Here is an 18,291-nt window from a genome sequence, read left to right on the forward strand (position 1 = left end):
AAACGCCTGACACGGATGTTGTTTGCATTCTAAGGTGGGTAACGCACTGATACCCCACGGGTGCCCACAGGAAGTGGGCTGAGAGTGGCGCTGACACCGCGCCTGCACCGTTCGAACCTGTCTGGTTAGCACCAGCGAAGGAAGAGAGGAGCAGCCATGACGGCTACCCATCACCCAACCCAGAACTCTGACTCCGGCGAGATCCACCCCAAGCACACCTACGCGCCCATTCGGGAGAACGGCCTTGAGGTCCCAGAGACCGAAATCCAGCTGGATGATTCCCCCACCGGGCCCAACGAGCCCTTCCGCGTCTACCGCACCCGCGGCCCAGAGTGCGAGCCCGAGGTAGGACTCCCGGCGCTGCGCGCGGAGTGGATCGCGGAGCGTGGGGACATCGAAGAGTACGAGGGCCGCGCCCGCAACCTCGCCGATGATGGCCGCTCCGCCGAGCGCCGCGGTGCCGCCTCTCAGGAATGGAAAGGTGAGCGCCGACAGCCGCTGCGCTCGAAGGAGGGCAAGCGCGTCACCCAAATGCATTACGCACGCCAGGGCATCATCACCAAGGAAATGGAGTTTGTAGCACTCCGCGAGCACTGCGACCCAGAATTCGTCCGCTCCGAAATCGCGCGCGGACGTGCCATCCTGCCCAACAACGTCAACCACCCGGAATCTGAGCCGATGATCATCGGCCGCAAGTTCCTCACCAAGATCAACGCCAACATCGGCAATTCCGCGGTGACGTCCTCCATCGCCGAAGAAGTCTCCAAGCTGCGCTGGGCCACGCGCTGGGGCGCGGACACGGTGATGGACCTTTCCACCGGTGATGACATCCACACCACCCGCGAGTGGATTCTCCGCAACTCCCCCGTCCCGATTGGCACCGTGCCCATCTACCAGGCATTGGAGAAGGTGAACGGCGTGGCAGAAGACCTGACCTGGGAGATCTTCCGCGATACCGTCATTGAGCAGTGCGAGCAGGGAGTGGACTACATGACCATCCATGCCGGCGTTCTGCTGCCCTACGTGCCGCTCACCACCGAGCGCGTGACGGGCATTGTCTCTCGTGGCGGCTCCATCATGGCGGGCTGGTGCCTTGCGCACCACAAGGAGTCCTTCCTCTACGAGAACTTCGACGAGCTCTGTGAGATTTTTGCGCGCTACGACGTCGCCTTCTCACTCGGCGACGGCCTGCGTCCGGGCTCCCTCGCCGATGCCAATGACACCGCCCAGTTCGCGGAGCTCAAGACCATCGGCGAGCTCACCCGGCGCGCCTGGGAGTACGACGTCCAGGTCATGGTGGAAGGCCCCGGTCACGTCCCGCTCAACATGGTTCAGGAAAACAACGAGCTGGAGCAGGATTGGGCTTCTGATGCCCCCTTCTACACGCTGGGCCCTCTGGTCACCGACATCGCGCCGGGATACGACCACATCACCTCCGCCATTGGTGCGGCGAACATCGCCATGGGTGGCACAGCCATGCTGTGCTACGTCACCCCTAAGGAGCACCTGGGCCTGCCCAACCGTGATGACGTCAAGACCGGTGTCATTACCTACAAGTTGGCCGCCCATGCTGCCGACGTGGCGAAAGGCCACCCCGGGGCGCGCGCCTGGGACGACGCGATGAGCAAAGCCCGCTTTGAGTTCCGCTGGCACGACCAGTTCGCGCTCTCTTTGGACCCGGATACCGCACAGGCTTACCACGACGAGACCCTGCCTGCGGAGCCAGCGAAGACCGCCCACTTCTGTTCCATGTGCGGGCCGAAGTTCTGTTCCATGCGCATCAGCCAGGACATCCGCGACACCTTCTCCGATTCCCTCGGCATGCCCAGCTTCCCAGGCCAGGCTTCCGTCGACCCAGACGTGGTTGCTGCCGCCCGCGCGGGCGAAGAGCGCAAGTCGGCGGAGTTCAAGGCCCAGGGCTCACAGCTTTACCAGAAGGAAGACACCGCGCATGCCTGATCTGCGCTGCTATTTCGTCACGGGCGCCGCGGACTCCCCAGCGGAAGTCGTGCGCATCGCTGCGGCAGCAGCCCGGGGCGGAGCCGGGGTGGTGCAGGTGCGTTCAAAGCCGATTACAGCGCGCGATCTCTACCTGTTGGGTAAGGAGGTCGCCCGCGCGGTGGCAGCGGCCAACCCTCAGACGCAGGTGCTTATCGACGACCGCGTGGACGTCGCCCTCGCGCTGCGCCACGACGGCGAGCCGGTTCATGGTGTCCATATTGGCCAGGATGATCTCCCCGTGGCGCAGGCTCGAGCCGTGCTGGGACCGGAAGCCATCATTGGGCTCACCACGGGCACCCGCGAGCTCGTGGAGAACGCCAACCAGGTAGCTGACCTTATCGATTACATCGGCTGCGGGCCGTTCCGGGCGACGCCGACAAAAGATTCCGGCCGCGCGCCGCTGGGCCTTGAGGCCTATCCCGAACTAGCCGAACTGTCCCGTGTCCCGCTCGTGGCCATTGGGGATGTCACCGCTGATGATGCCGCCGACCTCGCGGCCACGGGTGTTGCTGGCCTGGCCGTAGTGCGCGGCATCATGCACGCCACCGACCCGGAAGCCTACTGCCGGTCGCTGATTTCCGGCTTCGACGAAGGTGCACGATGAGTACTGCCTCTGATTCCTCGGTCATCGTTATCGGAGCCGGGTTGGTGGGTCTGGCCACCGCCGTGGAGCTAGCCGCCCGCGGCCACGAGGTCACCGTGCTCGACCCAGCACCAGCTTCGGGCGCCACGCACCATGCCGGCGGCATGCTCGCGCCCGCTGCCGAGGTGGTCTACCAACAAGATCCGCTTTTTCCTCTCATGCGCGCCTCGAGTGCGTGGTACCCAGAGCTCATTGACCTCGTTTCCGCTCACACGGATGTGCCCACGGGCTACCGCGCGGAGGGCACGCTTGTCGTCGCGGCTGATCGCGCAGACGCGCAGCATCTCACTGACCTGGCCGATTATCAATCCCTCCACGGCATGGAGGTCGAGCGCATCACGGTGCGCGAGGCCCGCCGCTCCGAGCCGCTTCTCTCCCCGCGTCTAGCCAGCGCAGTGAGTATTCCGGGCGACACACAGGTTTTTCCTCGCCAGTGGGCGGAGGCCCTCGGCAGCGCCGCACAAGCGCTGGGCGTGCGTCTGTTTCGCACGCCGGCCCAGGCTATCGATGCCTCCACGGGTGCCGTCACCACCCCGGTAGGTGACTTCCAGGCCGACGACGTCGTGCTCGCCGCTGGCCTCGGGGCGCGCGACATCGACTGGGCTGAGTCCGCGGGACTTGCCCGCATGCCCCTCCAGTTGCGCCCAGTGTACGGCGACATCCTTCGCCTTCGGGTGCCGGATCACCTACAGCCGCTTTTGACCCGCGTGGTTCGTGGTTTCGTGGAGGACCGTCCCGTCTACCTCATTCCTCGCTTCGATGGCACTCTGGCCATCGGTGCCACGACCCGGGAGGATTCGCTCACTTCTGCCCAGGCCGGCGGAGTTTATGCCTTGCTGCGCGATGCCCTACGTATTCTCCCTGCCGTCGAGGAATGCGAATTCCTTGAGGCCAGTGCAGGTGCCCGCCCAGGCACCCCGGATGACCTGCCCTACCTGGGACGCGTGGGCGCTAAGCTCGTCGTATCTACCGGTTATTTCCGCCACGGCATCCTGCTCACAGCCCTCGCAGCGCGCTGCACACGAGAGCTCATCGAGCACGCCGAGTCCAGCATCGATCTCACCGCCTGTTCGCCCTTGCGACACTTCAAGGAGACACCATGATCCTCACCCTCAACGGCCAACCCTATGACACCTCAGCGTCCACCGTCGCCGAGCTGCTGGATGAGAAAGGCATCGCCGTCGACGGCACTGCCGTCGCACTCGCCGAGCAGGTCGTGCCGCGCTCGCGATGGGAAGCCACTGAGCTCATGGAAGGCGCTGTCGTTGAAATCCTCACTGCTGTCCAAGGAGGCTAAATGCTCACTATTGCTGATACCACTTTTTCCTCCCACCTCATCATGGGCACTGGCTGTGCCACCAGCCACGATGCCTTGGAACGCGCGCTGGTTGCCTCCGGCACGGAGCTCACCACTGTAGCCATGCGGCGCCACACCGGCACCAGTAGCGGCGAGAGCGTCTTCGACTTATTGCGCCGACTGAACATCGCCCCGCTGCCCAACACCGCCGGCTGTCGCACCGCGCGCGAGGCTGTGCTCACCGCCAACATGGCCCGCGAAGCCTTAGGCACCTCGTGGGTCAAGGTCGAGGTCATCGCCGACGAACACACGCTGCTACCCGACGTCCTCGAAACCCTCGACGCCACAGAACTCCTCGCGTCCGATGGTTTCACTGTGTTGGCCTACACCAGCGACGATCCCGTAGCCGCGCAGCGCCTCGAGGATGCCGGGGCTGCGGCCGTCATGCCGCTCGGCGCCCCAATCGGCACCGGCCTGGGCATTCTCAACCCACACAACCTCGAGCTCATCTGCTCGCGTGCGTCGGTGCCCGTGCTTGTCGACGCCGGCATAGGAACCGCCTCCGACGCCACCCTCGCCATGGAGCTGGGGTGCTCCGGTGTTCTTCTTGCCAGCGCGGTCAACCGCTGCCAAGACCCCGAAGCCATGGCCACCGCGATGCGCCACGCAGTGGAGGCCGGCAGGCTCGCCCGCAGCGCTGGACGCATCCCCCAGCGCGAACATGCCCAAGCATCGTCCACCTTCGACGGTCTAGCGAACTGGGCTGACCAGGTTTTGTAGTCGCACCACACCACGACGACACGGAGGTCTCAGTGCTCAGCGATACCGAACGCGCCCGCACCGCCCGCCAGCGTATCCTGCCCGGCTTCGGCGACGATGCCCAAGAGAGGCTGCACGCCGCCCACGTCCTTATTGTCGGCGCTGGAGGGCTCGGCTGCCCGGCCCTCCAACAGCTGGCTGCGGCTGGAATCGGCACCATCACCCTCATCGATTCCGACACCGTCGATATGAGCAACCTGCACAGGCAGGTGCTGTTTGGTACGGGAGACGTCGGTAAGCCCAAGGCGGATGTGGCTGCCGCCCGCGCCCGTGAGCTCAACCCCGAGCTCACCATCACCCCGTTGAAGAAGCGCCTCGATGCCTCAAACGTCCTCGACCTGTGCGACGACGCCGACCTCGTTCTCGACGGCTCTGATACCTTCGACACGAAGTACCTCGTCGCCGATGCCTGCGAAATCACCTCCACCCCGCTAGCCTGGGGAACCGTGCTTCGTTATGGTGGGCAGGCCGGGCTATGGCGCTCCGGTACAGACTGCATCGACGGCCGCGGCGTGGGCCTGCGTGATCTCTTCCCCGAGCCTCCCCACGGCGAAGCGCTCGAATGCTCCACCGCCGGCGTACTGGGAGCGACGACATCAGTGATAGCTGGGATCATGGCCACAGCCACCATTGCCGCACTCGCGCAGCTGCCGCACCACTCGGAGCTCGTGGGACGCGTAACGTCCTACGAGGCTCTTCCCGGCAGCTTTCGCACACTACAGGTGGGTGCCGACCCTGACCGCGCACTCGTCACCGCGCTTCCGGGCCAACCTTCGCTACCGCCTGAGCTTCGCAGCGGCCACGCCTGCCTCCTCGACATCTCCGACACCCCCACCGCACCAGCCCCCGCGGTGTCGCTGCCCTGGCACACCGTCTCCGACGATGACTCCGTCCGCGGCGCCCTGTTGTCCTGCGACTCCGCACTGGTTTATGTGGCCTGCCCCTCAGGTGGACGCAGCGCTGGATTCGCCCTGCGCTACGCAGATCTAGCCGCTGACATGGGAATTGAGCTGCGCAACCTGCCCGGCGGTCTCACCGCCTACCCCGCAATGTTTTAGGCTCCTGCTACAACGTTCGGGCGGAAAAGGTGCTCATCCAGAACGCGGGCAGTGCCGTGGTGGCGGGCACGGAACACCGCACACGATGCAACCAGCGCCAGGGCGGTCACGATGAACAGAACTACGATACCGGCCCAGAACGTGCCGTCGTGGATGCCGTCGGTGGCGCGGGTGAACGCATTTTTCGCATAAGACATCGGATGGAACGGATGCAGCACACTCAGCGGGCGCGGAATCGCAGCCACCGGCCAGACTCCGCCGAAGACCATGACTCCTAGTGCAAATGCGCCCACCGCAAAAATGGCCCCAATCTTCCGACCAAAGGTCACGAGGAAGAACTGATACGTTGCAGCACCCACGGCAGCAATCGCTGCGATAACCAGCATCATCATCGGCCAGCTTGCGGGAGCCCACCCCATGGTGGAGGACATGAAAGCCATAAAGGCCAGCACGAGGAAGTTCAGCCCAGTCACCACGCCGAAGGCTGCAAGGATACCGCGTACCGGGCTGGTAGCGACCTGGCCGCGACGCCCTAGGTAGTACGGCAACGTCATCGCGAGGAGCAGCATGACAAGGAAGCCGAAGACCAGAACGAAGAGCATGGAGGCACCGCCTGTGATGGTCTTCTGCGTCGGATCGACCGGGTTGATCACGGTCTGTACCGGGTGCACATTTGAGGAGGTGAAGTTGATGGGCACGGCCATGTTGCGAGCGGACGTGTCCGGCTGGGTAATGGATGGGGCCTTGGCGGCACCGTCAGCAAGTTTGGTGGCCAATTCGCTGGACCCCGCTTTGAGCTGATCCATACCATCCTTCAGTTCGGTTCCGCCAGCAGCGAGCTGGCTCGTCCCGTCCTTAAGCGTGCCCGTGCCCTCATGAAGGCGGGAAGCACCATCCTGCAGCTGGTCGGCACCGTTGCTCAGCTCACCTACACCGCTACGTAGTTCCTTTGTTCCGCCAGCCAGCCGATGAGCACCGTCATTCAGTGCGGTCATACCACCGAGGTATTCCGAGTTCGGGTCGGACAGGTTGTAGTACAACTGCCCGGTGCCTTCTGCCAGCTTCTCGAGTTGCGCCACCATGTTTCCGCTTGCCGCCGGATCCAATTCCGACACCAGCGAGTAAAGCTGATCGGCTTGCTCAGCCATGCCGAGACTACGCAAGACATCAACAAGCTGTACCAAGCTCGGGACCACCATCTGGGCCTGCTTGAGCAGCGGGATAAGCATACCGGTGAGCTGGTTGACGCCCCCATCGATTTGTCCCGCGCCATCAGCAAGGCGCCCGGTTCCTGCAAGCAGCTTGTCCGAACCGTCCGCAAGCTGAGCGGCACCGTCATCCAGTTGTGCGGCACCGGCGCCAAGGCGCCCGACGCCGTCATTCAAGCGGGTCGTACCGTTCACCAGCTGGCCGGTTCCATCGTTGAGATCCCCTGCACCGGCATCGAGCTTCGCGATACCTTCGACAGCCCGCCCGCCTCCGTCCTGCAGTTTGCCTGCTCCTTCATCGAGACGTCCTGCTCCTTCAGCGGCTGTCCCCAGCCCATCACTAAGTTTATTCAGCCCCTCAATGACCTGATCCGCATATTTTTTAGAAATCGCGTTTTCCACACTGGTCTGCACTTGCGGGATGAGGCTCGAAGAAATTACCGAACCATTCGTGCCGTAGTAATCGTTGGTGGCGAAATGAATCTCCGGTTTCACGGGCTTATCGCTGATGATGGTGACCGCCTGCTCGGAGAAGTTCTTGGGGATGGTCACCACCATGAGGTACTTCCCCTTCAAGAGGCCCTCATCGCCGTCTTCCTTAGTGACCTCCGCAAAGTTGAGGTACTCCGTTTCCATGAGGCCTTCTACGACCTGATCGCCGTAGTTGGTGAACTCTCCTTGCTTATCAACGCCCACATCTTCATTCACCACCGCCAAGTCAATGTTGCGCATGTATTTGGAGGGATCCCACATTGCCCACATCATGGTGCCGGCGACGATGATGGGCGCCACGAGAAGAAAGACGATGAGCACCCGCGATAAGGTGCTCGTGGGACGCCAATCCAGAACGCGGTGCCACCCCATCGCTTCGCTCCCCTCAGCTCCCTCGCCCCCCTTCACTGGCGAAGCACCATTCGCTCCGTGCACGTGACGCGAATCCATTTCACGGTCCATGCCTGCCTCCTCAAAGTGATTGTTTAGGTCCGCTTGTAGCCGTCCTTCCAGGGAGTTTTACCGGAAGGCCAAGCGTGAGCGAGGCCACTCTGTCATTTGTTTCCACAAACATACCACTAGTGGAGTTACTAACGTGAACTTATGGGCATTAGCTTTTCGCTTCCTCTATTCCCCCCTTCCGGTTGCGAAGTGTGAACTACGCATCGCGGCCAGTGGGCACCATCGGCGATCCCGCGCCCTCGACCGTTTGGTTAGCCGAGGGCTCCATCCTGCTAAAAGCCCGCCTTCTTGAGGGCATCAGCCATCGAGCCACCGCCGCGTTCTGAGCGGCCACGGCTGCCGCCCGTGCGGTTCGAGCCACGTCGCGGGTTCTGGGAATTGCCACGGCCGCCACCGTTGCCGCCGCGGCGCTTGGGAGCAGGTTGCCCTGGTTCATCGTCGAGGCGCAACGATAACCCAATACGTTGGCGCTCCACGTCGACCTCCATGACTTTTACCTTGACCACCTGGCCCGAGCGCACGACCTCATGCGGGTCGGAGACGAACTTATGGCTCATGGCGGACACATGGACGAGGCCATCCTGGTGTACACCGACATCGATAAACGCGCCAAACGCCGCCACATTGGTGACGGTCCCCTCCAAAATCATGCCGGGTTTCAAGTCCGAAACCTTGTCCACGCCTTCCTTGAAGGTGGCTGTCTTGAACTCCGGGCGCGGGTCACGGCCTGGTTTGTCCAGCTCCGCGATGATGTCCGTGACGGTCGGAACACCGAAAGTGTCATCGGCAAAGTCCGCCGGTGCAAGCTTGGTCAGCACACGCGAATTTCCAATGAGCTCCGCGACACCCAACCCAGTCTTCTCCGCAATGCGCGCCACCACCGGATAGGCCTCCGGGTGCACGGCCGAGGCATCGAGCGGATCCTTACCGCCATTAATGCGCAGGAATCCGGCGGACTGTTCAAAAGCCTTCGGTCCCAGTCGCGGAACCTTCTTGAGCTCCTTACGCGAGGCAAACGTGCCGTTCTCATCACGGTAGGCAACAATGTTGGCGGCAATCGTGGAATTCACGCCAGCCACGCGCTCCAGCAACGGCGCGGAGGCAGTGTTGAGATCCACACCAACCCCGTTGACGGCATCCTCGACCACGCCGTCGAGGGTACGGGCCAGCGCCACCTGGTTAACATCGTGCTGGTACTGCCCCACACCGATGGCCTTCGGGTCAATCTTCACGAGCTCCGCCAGTGGGTCCTGGAGGCGGCGCGCAATGGACACCGCGCCGCGCAGAGAGACGTCCATGTCGGGGAATTCGTCAGCAGCCAGCTGCGATGCTGAGTACACGGACGCGCCGGCCTCCGACACGACCACGGGACTCGGGCGAGTGCCACCTGCTTGCGCGATGAGGTCAGCAACCTCTCCCGCGAGCTTTTCTGTCTCGCGTGAGGCGGTGCCGTTTCCGATGGCCATGAGATCGACGGAATGGGCAGCGCTGAGCGACGCCAACTCCCTCACCGCTTCAGCCCACTTCTTCTGCGGCTGGTGCGGGTAGACGATCGTGGTGTCCAGGACCTTTCCTGTGGGGTCCACAACCGCGCACTTCACGCCGTTGCGGTAGCCCGGATCCAAACCCAAAGTGGCGCGCTGCCCTGCCGGGGCAGCCAGCAGCACATCGCGCAAGTTCGTGGCAAAGACTTTGAGTGCGCCTTCCTCGGCCTTCTCTTTGAGGCGCATGCGGACATCAAGGCCCGAGGAGATGGAAAGTTTGGTGCGCCAGCCCCAGTGGACGGCATCGGCAAGCCAGCGCGAGGCGGAAGTATCCAGGTCGAATCGGTCTGCGATCAGGCCCTCGTATACAGCATCATCACCGGCATCGAGGGTGAGCTGCAACACTCCTTCATTCTCACCGCGTAAGAGCGCCAGGATGCGGTGCGAGGGCAGCTTCTCAAAGGGCTCGGAAAACTTGAAGTAGTCCTTGAACTTCGCGCCCTCGGCCTCCTTGCCCTCGACCACACCGGCATTCATGGAGCCAGTGGTGTACATGCGCTCGCGCACCTCACCCACTAGGTCGGCGTCAAGCGCGAAACGGTCCACGAGGATTGCCCGCGCGCCGTCCAAAGCTTTCTTGGTCTCCTCAAACCCTTCGGTGAGATACTCCCCCGCCAACTCGGCTGGGTCTGCCGTGGGGTTCTCAATGAGCTTGTCCGTCAGCGGCTCAAGCCCCGCCTCACGCGCGATATCTGCTTTGGTCTTTCGGCGCTTCTTATAGGGCAGGTACAGATCTTCCAGGCGAGCCTTCGTCTCACACCCCGCAATGAGGGCGCGCAGTTCCTCCGTCAGCTTGCCCTGCTCCTCAATCGCCGCAAGGACCGTCTCTTTGCGCTCCTCCAGCTCGCGCAGGTACGTGGAGCGCTCCTCGATGATGCGCAACTGGGAATCATCCAGCCCGCCGGTAGCCTCCTTGCGGTATCGGGCGATAAAGGGAACGGTATTACCCTCCGCCATGAGCTTGAGGGCGGCGTCGACGTGCTGTTCTTTGACGCCCAGCTCGCCGGCGATGGTGGCTGCGATGTTCACAAAACCTCTTTTGGGGTCGGGGACAAGACCTCCCTAACCTACACCCCGCCTTGCCACGCACAGGCGGTGCCTAGCCCAAACTCCGTATGGCCAATTTCAGACGTGCCGTACCACAAGGTGTGCGCCGGCAAGCAGTCCGCGACGGCCGCGGTCACCTTCGTCAGCGGCAGGTCCGATGAACCGTTGACGATAACGCGCCACACGTGCTCGCTCACCGGTGGGTGCCCGTTATTGTCCATGTACTCATTGACCAAAATATTGTCTGGCTCGCAGGTAAAAGACACAATCTCCGCATTAATGTCACGCGGCTCGACGCCCCCTTCACGCAGTGTCTCGGGCATACCTGCCAAGACCTTCTTCCATTCGGCCTCGGTCATGAGAATCGACAGGTCAGTGCTCACGTCCATGATTATCCTCCTTCAGGGCGTCAAGAAATGCACGATCGGCGGTGCTCAACTCAGCCGCTTCCAACAGTTCCGGCCTGCGCTCCCATGTCCGGGCTAAGGACTGCTCACGACGCCACCGGTCCACCTTGGCATGGTCGCCCGAGGTCAGCACCTCCGGCACCGCCAAACCGCGCCACTCGCGAGGCTTGGTATAGCTGGGCCCCTCCAAGAGGCCGTCGGAGAAAGAATCTTCCTCGTGGGAGCGCCGGTTACCCAGCACACCTGGGATGAGACGCACAACGGCCTCCGCGATAACCAACACAGCCACTTCCCCACCGATGAGTACATAATCACCGATGGACACCTCCCGCACACGGTAACGCTTGGCGGCATCATCCACGACGCGCTGGTCAATGCCTTCATAGCGCCCGCAGGCAAACACGATGTGTTCCTCTGCGGACCAGGATTGAGCATCCTCCTGAGTAAAAGGCTTCCCTGCCGGGGTGGGCACGATGAGCAGCGGCTTGTCCTCGCCACCGGCCTCTGCATACGAGCGCGCCTCTACACCGTGAATATCATCGTGGCGCGGCTTGCTCAGGTGCGGCAGCGCACTCACCAGGTCCTGGGTGGAGGCGGTGCCGGAGGAGACGTCGTCAAGCGCAGGGCCCCACACCTCGGGCTTCATGACCATCCCGGGACCGCCGCCGTAGGGAGAATCGTCGACAGACTTGTGCACGTCCGTGGCCCACTGACGCAGGTCATGCACGCCGACGGCAAGGGCGCCCTGCTCAATGGCCTTGCCCAACAAGGCATGGCGCAGCGGATCGAGGTACTCGGGGAAAATAGTGACAACGTCAATTCTCATAGGTCGAGCAGCCCCTCCGGCGGGGTGATGGTGCACGTGCCGGCATCCAGATCGACCTCGGGAACAATCGCCTCCACGAAAGGCACAAGGGCGCTCTTACCGCTGTGCAGAGACACCTCGATCAGAGATTGAGTCGGACCATGGGTCACACCAGTAACCTCCCCACTATCCTGGCCATCCAGCATCACGCGCAGCCCCTCAAGCTCATGATCGTAGAAACCATCATCGTCCGGATCCTCGATGGGGGCGGCAAAGAACTGCGTGCCGCGCAGGGAATCCGCAGTCGTGCGATCTGGAATCTCGTCAAAGCTGATGAGCAGACGGCCCTTGTGAGGACGCACCGTAGCGATAGTGAGCTCGTGCTCCTTCTTGCCTTGCTTGCCATGCAGAACCTCACCGACGGTATAGCGCGCCTCGGGGGAATCAGTAGTCACCTCGACGGCGACCTCGCCTTTAATGCCGTGGGACTTCACCACGCGACCAATAAGTAGTTCCATGCCTGCTAGCTTAACGGGCTACCCTAGAAAGGTATGACTGAGCTTCCCATCAATGACCTCACCACCTTTGGAGATGCCGCCCACACCGGCTCTGCTCTCACCACACTCAACCTGCTCGATGAGGCCCCTGAGCCAGACCCTCAACGCCCACGGCCGGCGGTCAAGAGAGTCTTGAGTGCAGACGGCGCCAATCTCATCCTCTTTTCCTTTTTGCCCGGCCACCAGCTTCCCGACCATAAAGCAGCACACCCCATCACTGTCCAGGTTGTGCGAGGATCCGTGGCCTTTAGATGTGGAGATAATAAGGAAGAACTGGTCCCTGGACGGATCGTGCACCTGCCAGCCTACGTCCCCCACGCCGTCACGTGCGACAAGGAACCAGCGCTCATGCTGCTCACCATGTTAACACCGAACACTAGCGCGAATGTCTAGACTATTAGTATTATCATCAGATTGTGAGCAACCCTAAGCCTTACCATCACGGAAACCTGCATGAGGCCATCCTCCGCGAGGCCATCACTCTAGCCCGCGAGGGCGGGCCTCAGGCGGTGACTATCCGGGCCGCGACCCGTGCAGTCGGAGTCTCCCCCACCGCAGCCTACCGCCACTTCAAAGACCAATCCTCGCTTCTCGACTCCGTCACGGACATCGCCACCGCCGAACTCATCGAGAACCTCAGCGCTGCTTTTCAAGACACCGAGGGCTCCATCGTGGACAAGCTGATGGCGGCTGCCTTTGCCTACTTCGACTACGCCCACGATGAGCAGAACTTTTTCGAATGCATGATGGCATCCCGTGGTTTCGATATCCCCGCGGGTCTCGCCGCCGCCACCGACGGCCCCGGCGAGGATCCGCGCGTGCGAGCAGCGTTCAACTTTTATGACTACATGGGGCAATACGCTCAGGCTATCGGCCAAGAGCCCGACTGGGAGTTCATGGTGCAGAACTGCCTCGCTGGATGGTCTACGGTCCATGGCTTTACAGTCCTGTGCACAAGCGGCCACCTAGCATCGCTGTCAGATAAGCATAAGCGCGATATCGCGACGTCCGTTTTCGCCGCCGCAATCCGTGGCTTGGAGTTCGAAAACCCCTCGGATCCTTACCTCAACTATCCAAAGAATTAGAAAATCCCCGCCGACCAGATGGTCGACGGGGAATTTTTTTAAGTCGCGAGATTTTTACTCAGCGGACTCTGCAGACTCCTCAGCCTCAGCGGACTCAGACTCTGCTGCCTCTTCCTCAGCCTTAGCAGCCTCAGCGGCAGCGGCCTCCTCGGCAGCCTTCTCAGCGGCAGCCTTAGCCTCAGCCTCTTCCTTAGCCTTGCGCTTCTTCTCGGTGATGGCCTCGATGGTCGGGCCATTGTTAGCCTCAGCCAGAGCAGCGTTGAAGAGGTCCAGCTTGGACGGCTTCTCCTCAGCAACCTTCAGGGTGCCCTCTGCACCCGGCAGGCCCTTGTGCTTCTGCCAGTCACCGGTCACCTTGAGCAGAGCGAGAACCGGCTCAGTCGGCTGCGCGCCAACGCCCAGCCAGTACTGCGCGCGCTCGGAATCGATCTGAATGAGGGACGGCTCCTGCTTCGGCTGGTAGATACCAATGTTCTCGATAGCCTTGCCAGAGCGGCGGGTGCGTGCATCAGCAACGATGACGCGGTACTCAGCGTTGCGGATTTTACCGATACGCTGCAGCTTGATCTTTACAGCCATGTTTTGGCTCCTTTTCTAGTCACCGGGCAGTGCAGACGCGCGCCAGGTTCGGCGCGCCGGTTCAGCCCTTGGATTTATCCTGCGCGTGACATGCCGGCCGTCCGTAGGCGGTGACGGCGTTACGCAGAAATGAAGTTGTCAGTGTCACCCACGGTCATCCACGCGCGATGCATGGGCAACCCCACTAACCTTAACGATCAGGAAGGAAAATAGGAAATCCGCTTCCCCAACGCTGTATTAGGCCCCACCCCGCGAAAGGGGTAGTCTGTAATGCGGTTATTTCACTGCCGCACATACCTTACTTTATGACTCAACAAGCCCCCTCCAGATTCCGCTACCGCTACGACCTTGACGGCCTGCGTGGCATCGCGATCGCTTTGGTCGTGATTTACCACGTCTTCGTCGGACGCGTTTCCGGTGGCGTGGACGTCTTCCTGCTGCTGTCCGGTTACTTCTTCCTCGGTTCCCAGCTGCGCTACGCCGCCCGCCCCAATGCCTCGCTCAATCCGTGGTGGCCCATCTGGCGTACCATTCGCCGCCTCGTGCCGGCGCTAGTGCTCGTTATCGGCGCAAGCTATATCCTGGTTCGGCTTTTCGCTCCTGAGCTCATGAATACTGAGTTGACCAAGCAGATCACGGCAACGGTGTTCTACTACCAGAACTGGGAGCTCACCCGCCAGGACGCGGATTATGCTGCGGCATCAGCAACCACATCTCCGCTTCAGCACATGTGGTCCATGGCGGTGCAGGGCCAGTTTTACCTCATCGGTATCCTCTTTGCCCTCGTCCTTGCAGCGTTCATGCGTGTGCGCCCAAAGCCGTCCGGCCTCACTCCGCAACGCTTCCCCACCGTGAACTCCATCGCGGGCCCCATCCTCATCGTGGCAACGGTAGCGTCCTTCGCTTACGCCAGCCGCGACGGACTGTTCGGTACCCCGGCGAACTACTACTCCACGTGGTCCCGTGCATGGGAGCTGACACTTGGCGCCGTCCTCGTGATTTATGGCTCGCGGCTGCGGATGCCGCAACACCTGTCGAACCTTGCCACCGCCGTCGGCCTAGCCGCTCTTGCCGGTACGGGCCTCGTCATTTCTGACACGCTAGCATTCCCCGGACCACTATCTTTGCTGCCAATCGGCGGCGCGGTGCTCATCATCATCGGCTCCGGTGGTTCCTTCTCCCGCGTACTCACCTCGCGGCCATCACGCTGGCTCGGTGACATCGCTTACCCGCTGTACCTGTGGCACTGGCCTCTGCTCATCATCTCCACGGTAGCCCTCGGTTTCGACACACCACCGTGGTGGCTGGGTGTCATCATCATTGCGGTATCGCTGGGTTTGGCGGATCTGACGCACCGATTCGTCGAGAAGCCCCTGCGTCAGCACCGCAAACGCCCGCTTGCCGACGACCTCCCGGTCCGCCGCGGCCTTGCTGATCTGCGCACCACTACTGGTGCCACACGCGCCGTCGGTGGCGTTGTCGTAGCTGCCTGCACCATCGCGCTCATTGCTATTCAACCCTTGTGGGCCCGCACCTTGGACGAGGCCGACGCTGAGGTTTTGAACCCAGCACTCTACCCAGGAGCGACCACTTTCCCCCTCAACATCACGCCCCCAGACAACGTAGCGGTCAAACCCGATCCCATTCTGGCGCGTGGCATCACCCCACCAGTGGCGGATAACTGGTGCTTCATCCCAGAAGACCAGCCCACCGACTTCTTCTTCGAGACACGCAGGGACGGCACAACGCCGTGCGTCTTCGGCGATATGGACTCTGATGTCGAGGTGTACCTGGTCGGTGGCTCGCACGCCGAGCAGTATTCCTCCGCCCTTGACTACTTGGGCCGCGAAATGGGTTTTAAGCTCGTTCCCTTGACCCGTGTAGGTTGCCCAATCGTGTTGGGCGATGAGGTCGATGTGAAGCCTGAATGCGCCGAGTGGAGCAAGCACGTCGTCCAGCGCTTGATCGATGCCGACCCCGCGTTGGTGGTTTCCACCTCCACCCGCCCCGGACAGCCGTTCGGCCACGGCCCTGACGCCGTCCCTCCAGGATACAAAGCCTTCTGGGATGAGCTGGCCAAGCACGAGATTCCCTTCGTAGGTTTCCGCGACAATCCGTGGGGCTTTGACGATGAAGGCAATGGCCGCGAATTTGACGAATGCTACGTCGCGACGAAGGACTCCCTGGGCTGTGGCATGCGCTTCGAAGAGGTCTACGAGAGCTACGACCCCGGCGCTGCAGTTCTCTCCCAGTACAAAAACATGCTGGCTGTTGACACCTCCAAGTGGTTCTGCAATGACGCAGGCGACTGCCCCGTTGTCATCGGCAACGTGATGGTCTACCGCGATATGCACCACTTCACTAAGGCCTTCGCCGATTCCATGATTCCGCTCATCCGGGACATCATCACGCCCATTCTCAACGGTGAAACGGTTCAGCAGGAGGCCCCGGAGATGCCCACGCAGGCCGCTGCGGCCGACACCACCACCGCGGCGCCACCTGCCCCGACCCCGCCGCGGCCAGTCCCGTACCCGATGTATCCGGCGGGCCAGGCAATCTAAGTCAAGCCCGCACACGCACACGGCCCGTGGAGTTTCTCTCCACGGGCCGCTATCGTTCGGACGCTATTTCTTTTTTCCTTGACCGAAGTCAAGGTTGTTGAGGTCGATATTCTCCATGCCCTTCGGCATCTTCATATCACCAAGACCCGGCATTCCGCCGCCCCCCATCTGCTCTTGCATCTTCTGCAGCTCCTCCATGGACGGCATGCCGCCACCCATGCCCGGCATTCCCGGCATACCGCCACCGCCGCCGCGACGCTTCGGCGGCTTGCGCTTGCCGTTCTTGCCCTTGCGGCCCTTGGGCTTCTTCTTTGTTGCCGAGCGGCCACCGCCCATGCCCGGCATGCCAAAGCGGCCCGCCATCTGGCCCATCATCTTCTTGGCTTCAGTAAAGCGCTCGATGAGCTGGTTGACGTCGGAGACGGAGACACCGGAACCGTTAGCGATACGCTTGCGACGCGAAGCGTTGAGAATCTTCGGGTCTTCGCGCTCCTGTGGGGTCATACCACGAATGATGGCTTGAATGCGGTCGAGCTGCTTCTCATCGACCATATCGGCAATCTGGTTCATCTTGTTGCCGCCCGGCATCATCTTGAGCAGGTTGCCCATTGGGCCCAGGTTACGAACCATGAGCATCATGTCCAAGAAGTCATTGAGCGTCATGTCGCCCGAGCCCATCTTCTTGGCGGCTTCTTCCGCCTTGGACTGATCCAGCTTGGACTCCGCCTGCTCAATGAGTGTCAGGAGGTCACCCATGCCCAGGATGCGCGAGGACATGCGCTCCGGGTGAAAGACATCGAAATCCTCGAGCTTTTCACCGGTGGAGGCAAACATGATGGGCTTGCCCGTGACCTCACGGATGGACAGCGCTGCACCACCACGGGCGTCACCGTCCAGCTTGGTGAGGACGACACCGGTGAAGTCCACGCCATCACGGAAGGCCTCGGCGGTCTGGACGGCGTCCTGACCAATCATGGAATCGATGACGAAGAGGACTTCGTCGGGGTTGACGGCGTCACGAATATTGCGCGCCTGCGTCATCAGGGTTTCGTCGATGCCGAGGCGGCCGGCGGTATCGATGATGACGATGTCGTGTTGCGTGCGCTTGGCTTCTTCAATACCCTGCTTGGCGACGTCCACCGGATCACCATGCGAGGTACCCATCTCGTGTTCGAGGGAGTCCAGAGAGGTGCCCGGGTCCGGAGCGAAGACGTCGACGCCGGCGCGCTCACCGACGATCTGCAGCTGCTGCACGGCGCCTGGGCGCTGGAGGTCACAGGCCACGAGCATCGGGGCATGCCCCTTGGAAGCAAGGTGCTTCGAGAGCTTACCGGCGAGGGTGGTTTTACCAGCACCCTGGAGACCCGCAAGCATGATGACGGTCGGCGGGTTCTTCGCCAAGTTGAGGCGGCGGGTTTCACCACCGAGGATCTCAATGAGTTCCTCGTTGACAATCTTGACGACCTGCTGCGCCGGGTTGAGTGCCTCGGACACCTCTGCGCCGGCGGCACGTTCCTTGATGCGCTTGATGAAGCCGCGCACGACGGTGAGCGAGACATCGGCTTCGAGCAGCGCAAGGCGGATCTCGCGCGCGGTGGCATTGATGTCCGCTTCGGTCAGCTTGCCCTTGCCGCGCAGGCCTGACAGGGCTGATTGCAAGCGGTCAGACAAAGACTCAAACACGTCGGAGTGCTCCCTCAACTATCGTCGATAATTTTTAACTCCC

16 protein-coding genes and 1 riboswitch are annotated in these 18,291 nt (G+C 62.0%); of the genes, 9 read left to right on the forward strand and 7 right to left on the reverse strand.

Annotated features, from left to right (window positions below; genetic code table 11):
* Positions 1-46 precede the first annotated feature (46 nt).
* Positions 47-161: riboswitch (TPP riboswitch) on the forward strand.
* The 6 genes from thiC to CSING_RS08380 all read left to right on the forward strand — a co-directional run bounded on the left by thiC (position 157) and on the right by CSING_RS08380 (position 5,818).
* Positions 157-1,959: a phosphomethylpyrimidine synthase ThiC gene (gene thiC, locus CSING_RS08355; protein ID WP_042531384.1), complete on the forward strand. Its 1,803-nt coding sequence runs from the start codon at positions 157-159 to the stop codon at positions 1,957-1,959. It overlaps the preceding riboswitch by 5 nt.
* Positions 1,952-2,605, forward strand: a complete 654-nt coding sequence (locus CSING_RS08360; RefSeq protein WP_042531386.1) for a thiamine phosphate synthase — start codon at positions 1,952-1,954, stop codon at positions 2,603-2,605. Before thiC ends, CSING_RS08360 begins: the two co-directional genes overlap by 8 nt.
* Positions 2,602-3,747, forward strand: a complete 1,146-nt coding sequence (thiO, locus tag CSING_RS08365) for a glycine oxidase ThiO (RefSeq protein ID WP_042531388.1) — start codon at positions 2,602-2,604, stop codon at positions 3,745-3,747. The genes CSING_RS08360 and thiO overlap by 4 nt, the downstream gene beginning before the upstream one ends.
* Positions 3,744-3,941, forward strand: a complete 198-nt coding sequence (thiS, locus tag CSING_RS08370; protein WP_042531390.1) for a sulfur carrier protein ThiS — start codon at positions 3,744-3,746, stop codon at positions 3,939-3,941. Before thiO ends, thiS begins: the two co-directional genes overlap by 4 nt.
* On the forward strand, positions 3,942-4,721 hold the full coding sequence (locus CSING_RS08375) for a thiazole synthase (protein WP_042531392.1): 780 nt from the start codon (positions 3,942-3,944) through the stop codon (positions 4,719-4,721).
* Positions 4,722-4,753: 32 nt separating this feature from the next.
* Positions 4,754-5,818 carry a ThiF family adenylyltransferase gene (locus CSING_RS08380; RefSeq protein ID WP_042531394.1) on the forward strand — a complete coding sequence of 355 codons (1,065 nt, stop codon included), beginning with the start codon at positions 4,754-4,756 and terminating at the stop codon, positions 5,816-5,818.
* On the opposite strand, the gene CSING_RS08385 is transcribed toward CSING_RS08380, so the two are convergent.
* The 5 genes from CSING_RS08385 to rimM form a co-directional block, all read right to left on the reverse strand.
* On the reverse strand, positions 5,815-7,890 hold the full coding sequence (locus CSING_RS08385) for a YhgE/Pip domain-containing protein (RefSeq protein WP_236683944.1): 2,076 nt from the start codon (positions 7,888-7,890) through the stop codon (positions 5,815-5,817). The two genes, CSING_RS08380 and CSING_RS08385, sit on opposite strands and share 4 nt — an antisense overlap.
* A gap of 362 nt (positions 7,891-8,252) precedes the next feature.
* Complete coding sequence (locus CSING_RS08390; RefSeq protein ID WP_042531397.1) at positions 8,253-10,553, reverse strand: Tex family protein; 2,301 nt, start codon at positions 10,551-10,553, stop codon at positions 8,253-8,255.
* 38 nt (positions 10,554-10,591) lie between these two features.
* On the reverse strand, positions 10,592-10,960 hold the full coding sequence (locus tag CSING_RS08395) for a hypothetical protein (RefSeq protein WP_042531398.1): 369 nt from the start codon (positions 10,958-10,960) through the stop codon (positions 10,592-10,594).
* Positions 10,944-11,804, reverse strand: a complete 861-nt coding sequence (gene trmD / locus CSING_RS08400; RefSeq protein WP_042531400.1) for a tRNA (guanosine(37)-N1)-methyltransferase TrmD — start codon at positions 11,802-11,804, stop codon at positions 10,944-10,946. Before trmD ends, CSING_RS08395 begins: the two co-directional genes overlap by 17 nt.
* Entirely contained in the window at positions 11,801-12,301 is a 501-nt protein-coding gene (gene rimM, locus CSING_RS08405) for a ribosome maturation factor RimM (RefSeq protein ID WP_042531402.1), read from the reverse strand. The genes trmD and rimM overlap by 4 nt, the downstream gene beginning before the upstream one ends.
* Before the next feature lie 33 nt (positions 12,302-12,334).
* Between rimM and CSING_RS08410 the strand changes: the two genes are divergently transcribed.
* Both CSING_RS08410 and CSING_RS08415 read left to right on the forward strand, forming a co-directional pair.
* A complete protein-coding gene (locus CSING_RS08410; protein ID WP_042531404.1) occupies positions 12,335-12,733 on the forward strand; it encodes a cupin domain-containing protein in 399 nt (132 codons plus the stop codon).
* 23 nt (positions 12,734-12,756) lie between these two features.
* Positions 12,757-13,425 (forward strand): TetR/AcrR family transcriptional regulator, encoded by a 669-nt coding sequence (locus tag CSING_RS08415; RefSeq protein ID WP_042531406.1) that lies wholly within the window; start codon positions 12,757-12,759, stop codon positions 13,423-13,425.
* A gap of 54 nt (positions 13,426-13,479) precedes the next feature.
* Here the strand turns inward: CSING_RS08415 and rpsP are convergent, their stop codons facing one another.
* The gene (rpsP, locus tag CSING_RS08420) at positions 13,480-14,004 is read right to left on the reverse strand and encodes a 30S ribosomal protein S16 (RefSeq protein WP_042531408.1); all 525 of its coding nucleotides are present in this window, start codon (positions 14,002-14,004) and stop codon (positions 13,480-13,482) included.
* Positions 14,005-14,309: 305 nt separating this feature from the next.
* On the opposite strand from rpsP, the gene CSING_RS08425 reads away from it, so the two are divergent.
* A complete protein-coding gene (locus CSING_RS08425; protein ID WP_042531410.1) occupies positions 14,310-16,565 on the forward strand; it encodes an acyltransferase family protein in 2,256 nt (751 codons plus the stop codon).
* Between the two features lie 63 nt (positions 16,566-16,628).
* Here CSING_RS08425 and ffh read toward each other — a convergent pair whose 3' ends face one another.
* Complete coding sequence (gene ffh / locus CSING_RS08430) at positions 16,629-18,248, reverse strand: signal recognition particle protein (RefSeq protein WP_042531412.1); 1,620 nt, start codon at positions 18,246-18,248, stop codon at positions 16,629-16,631.
* Positions 18,249-18,291: the final 43 nt, after the last annotated feature.

The organism is Corynebacterium singulare, from assembly GCF_000833575.1.
In the GTDB taxonomy this organism is placed as follows: Bacteria; Actinomycetota; Actinomycetes; order Mycobacteriales; family Mycobacteriaceae; genus Corynebacterium; species Corynebacterium singulare.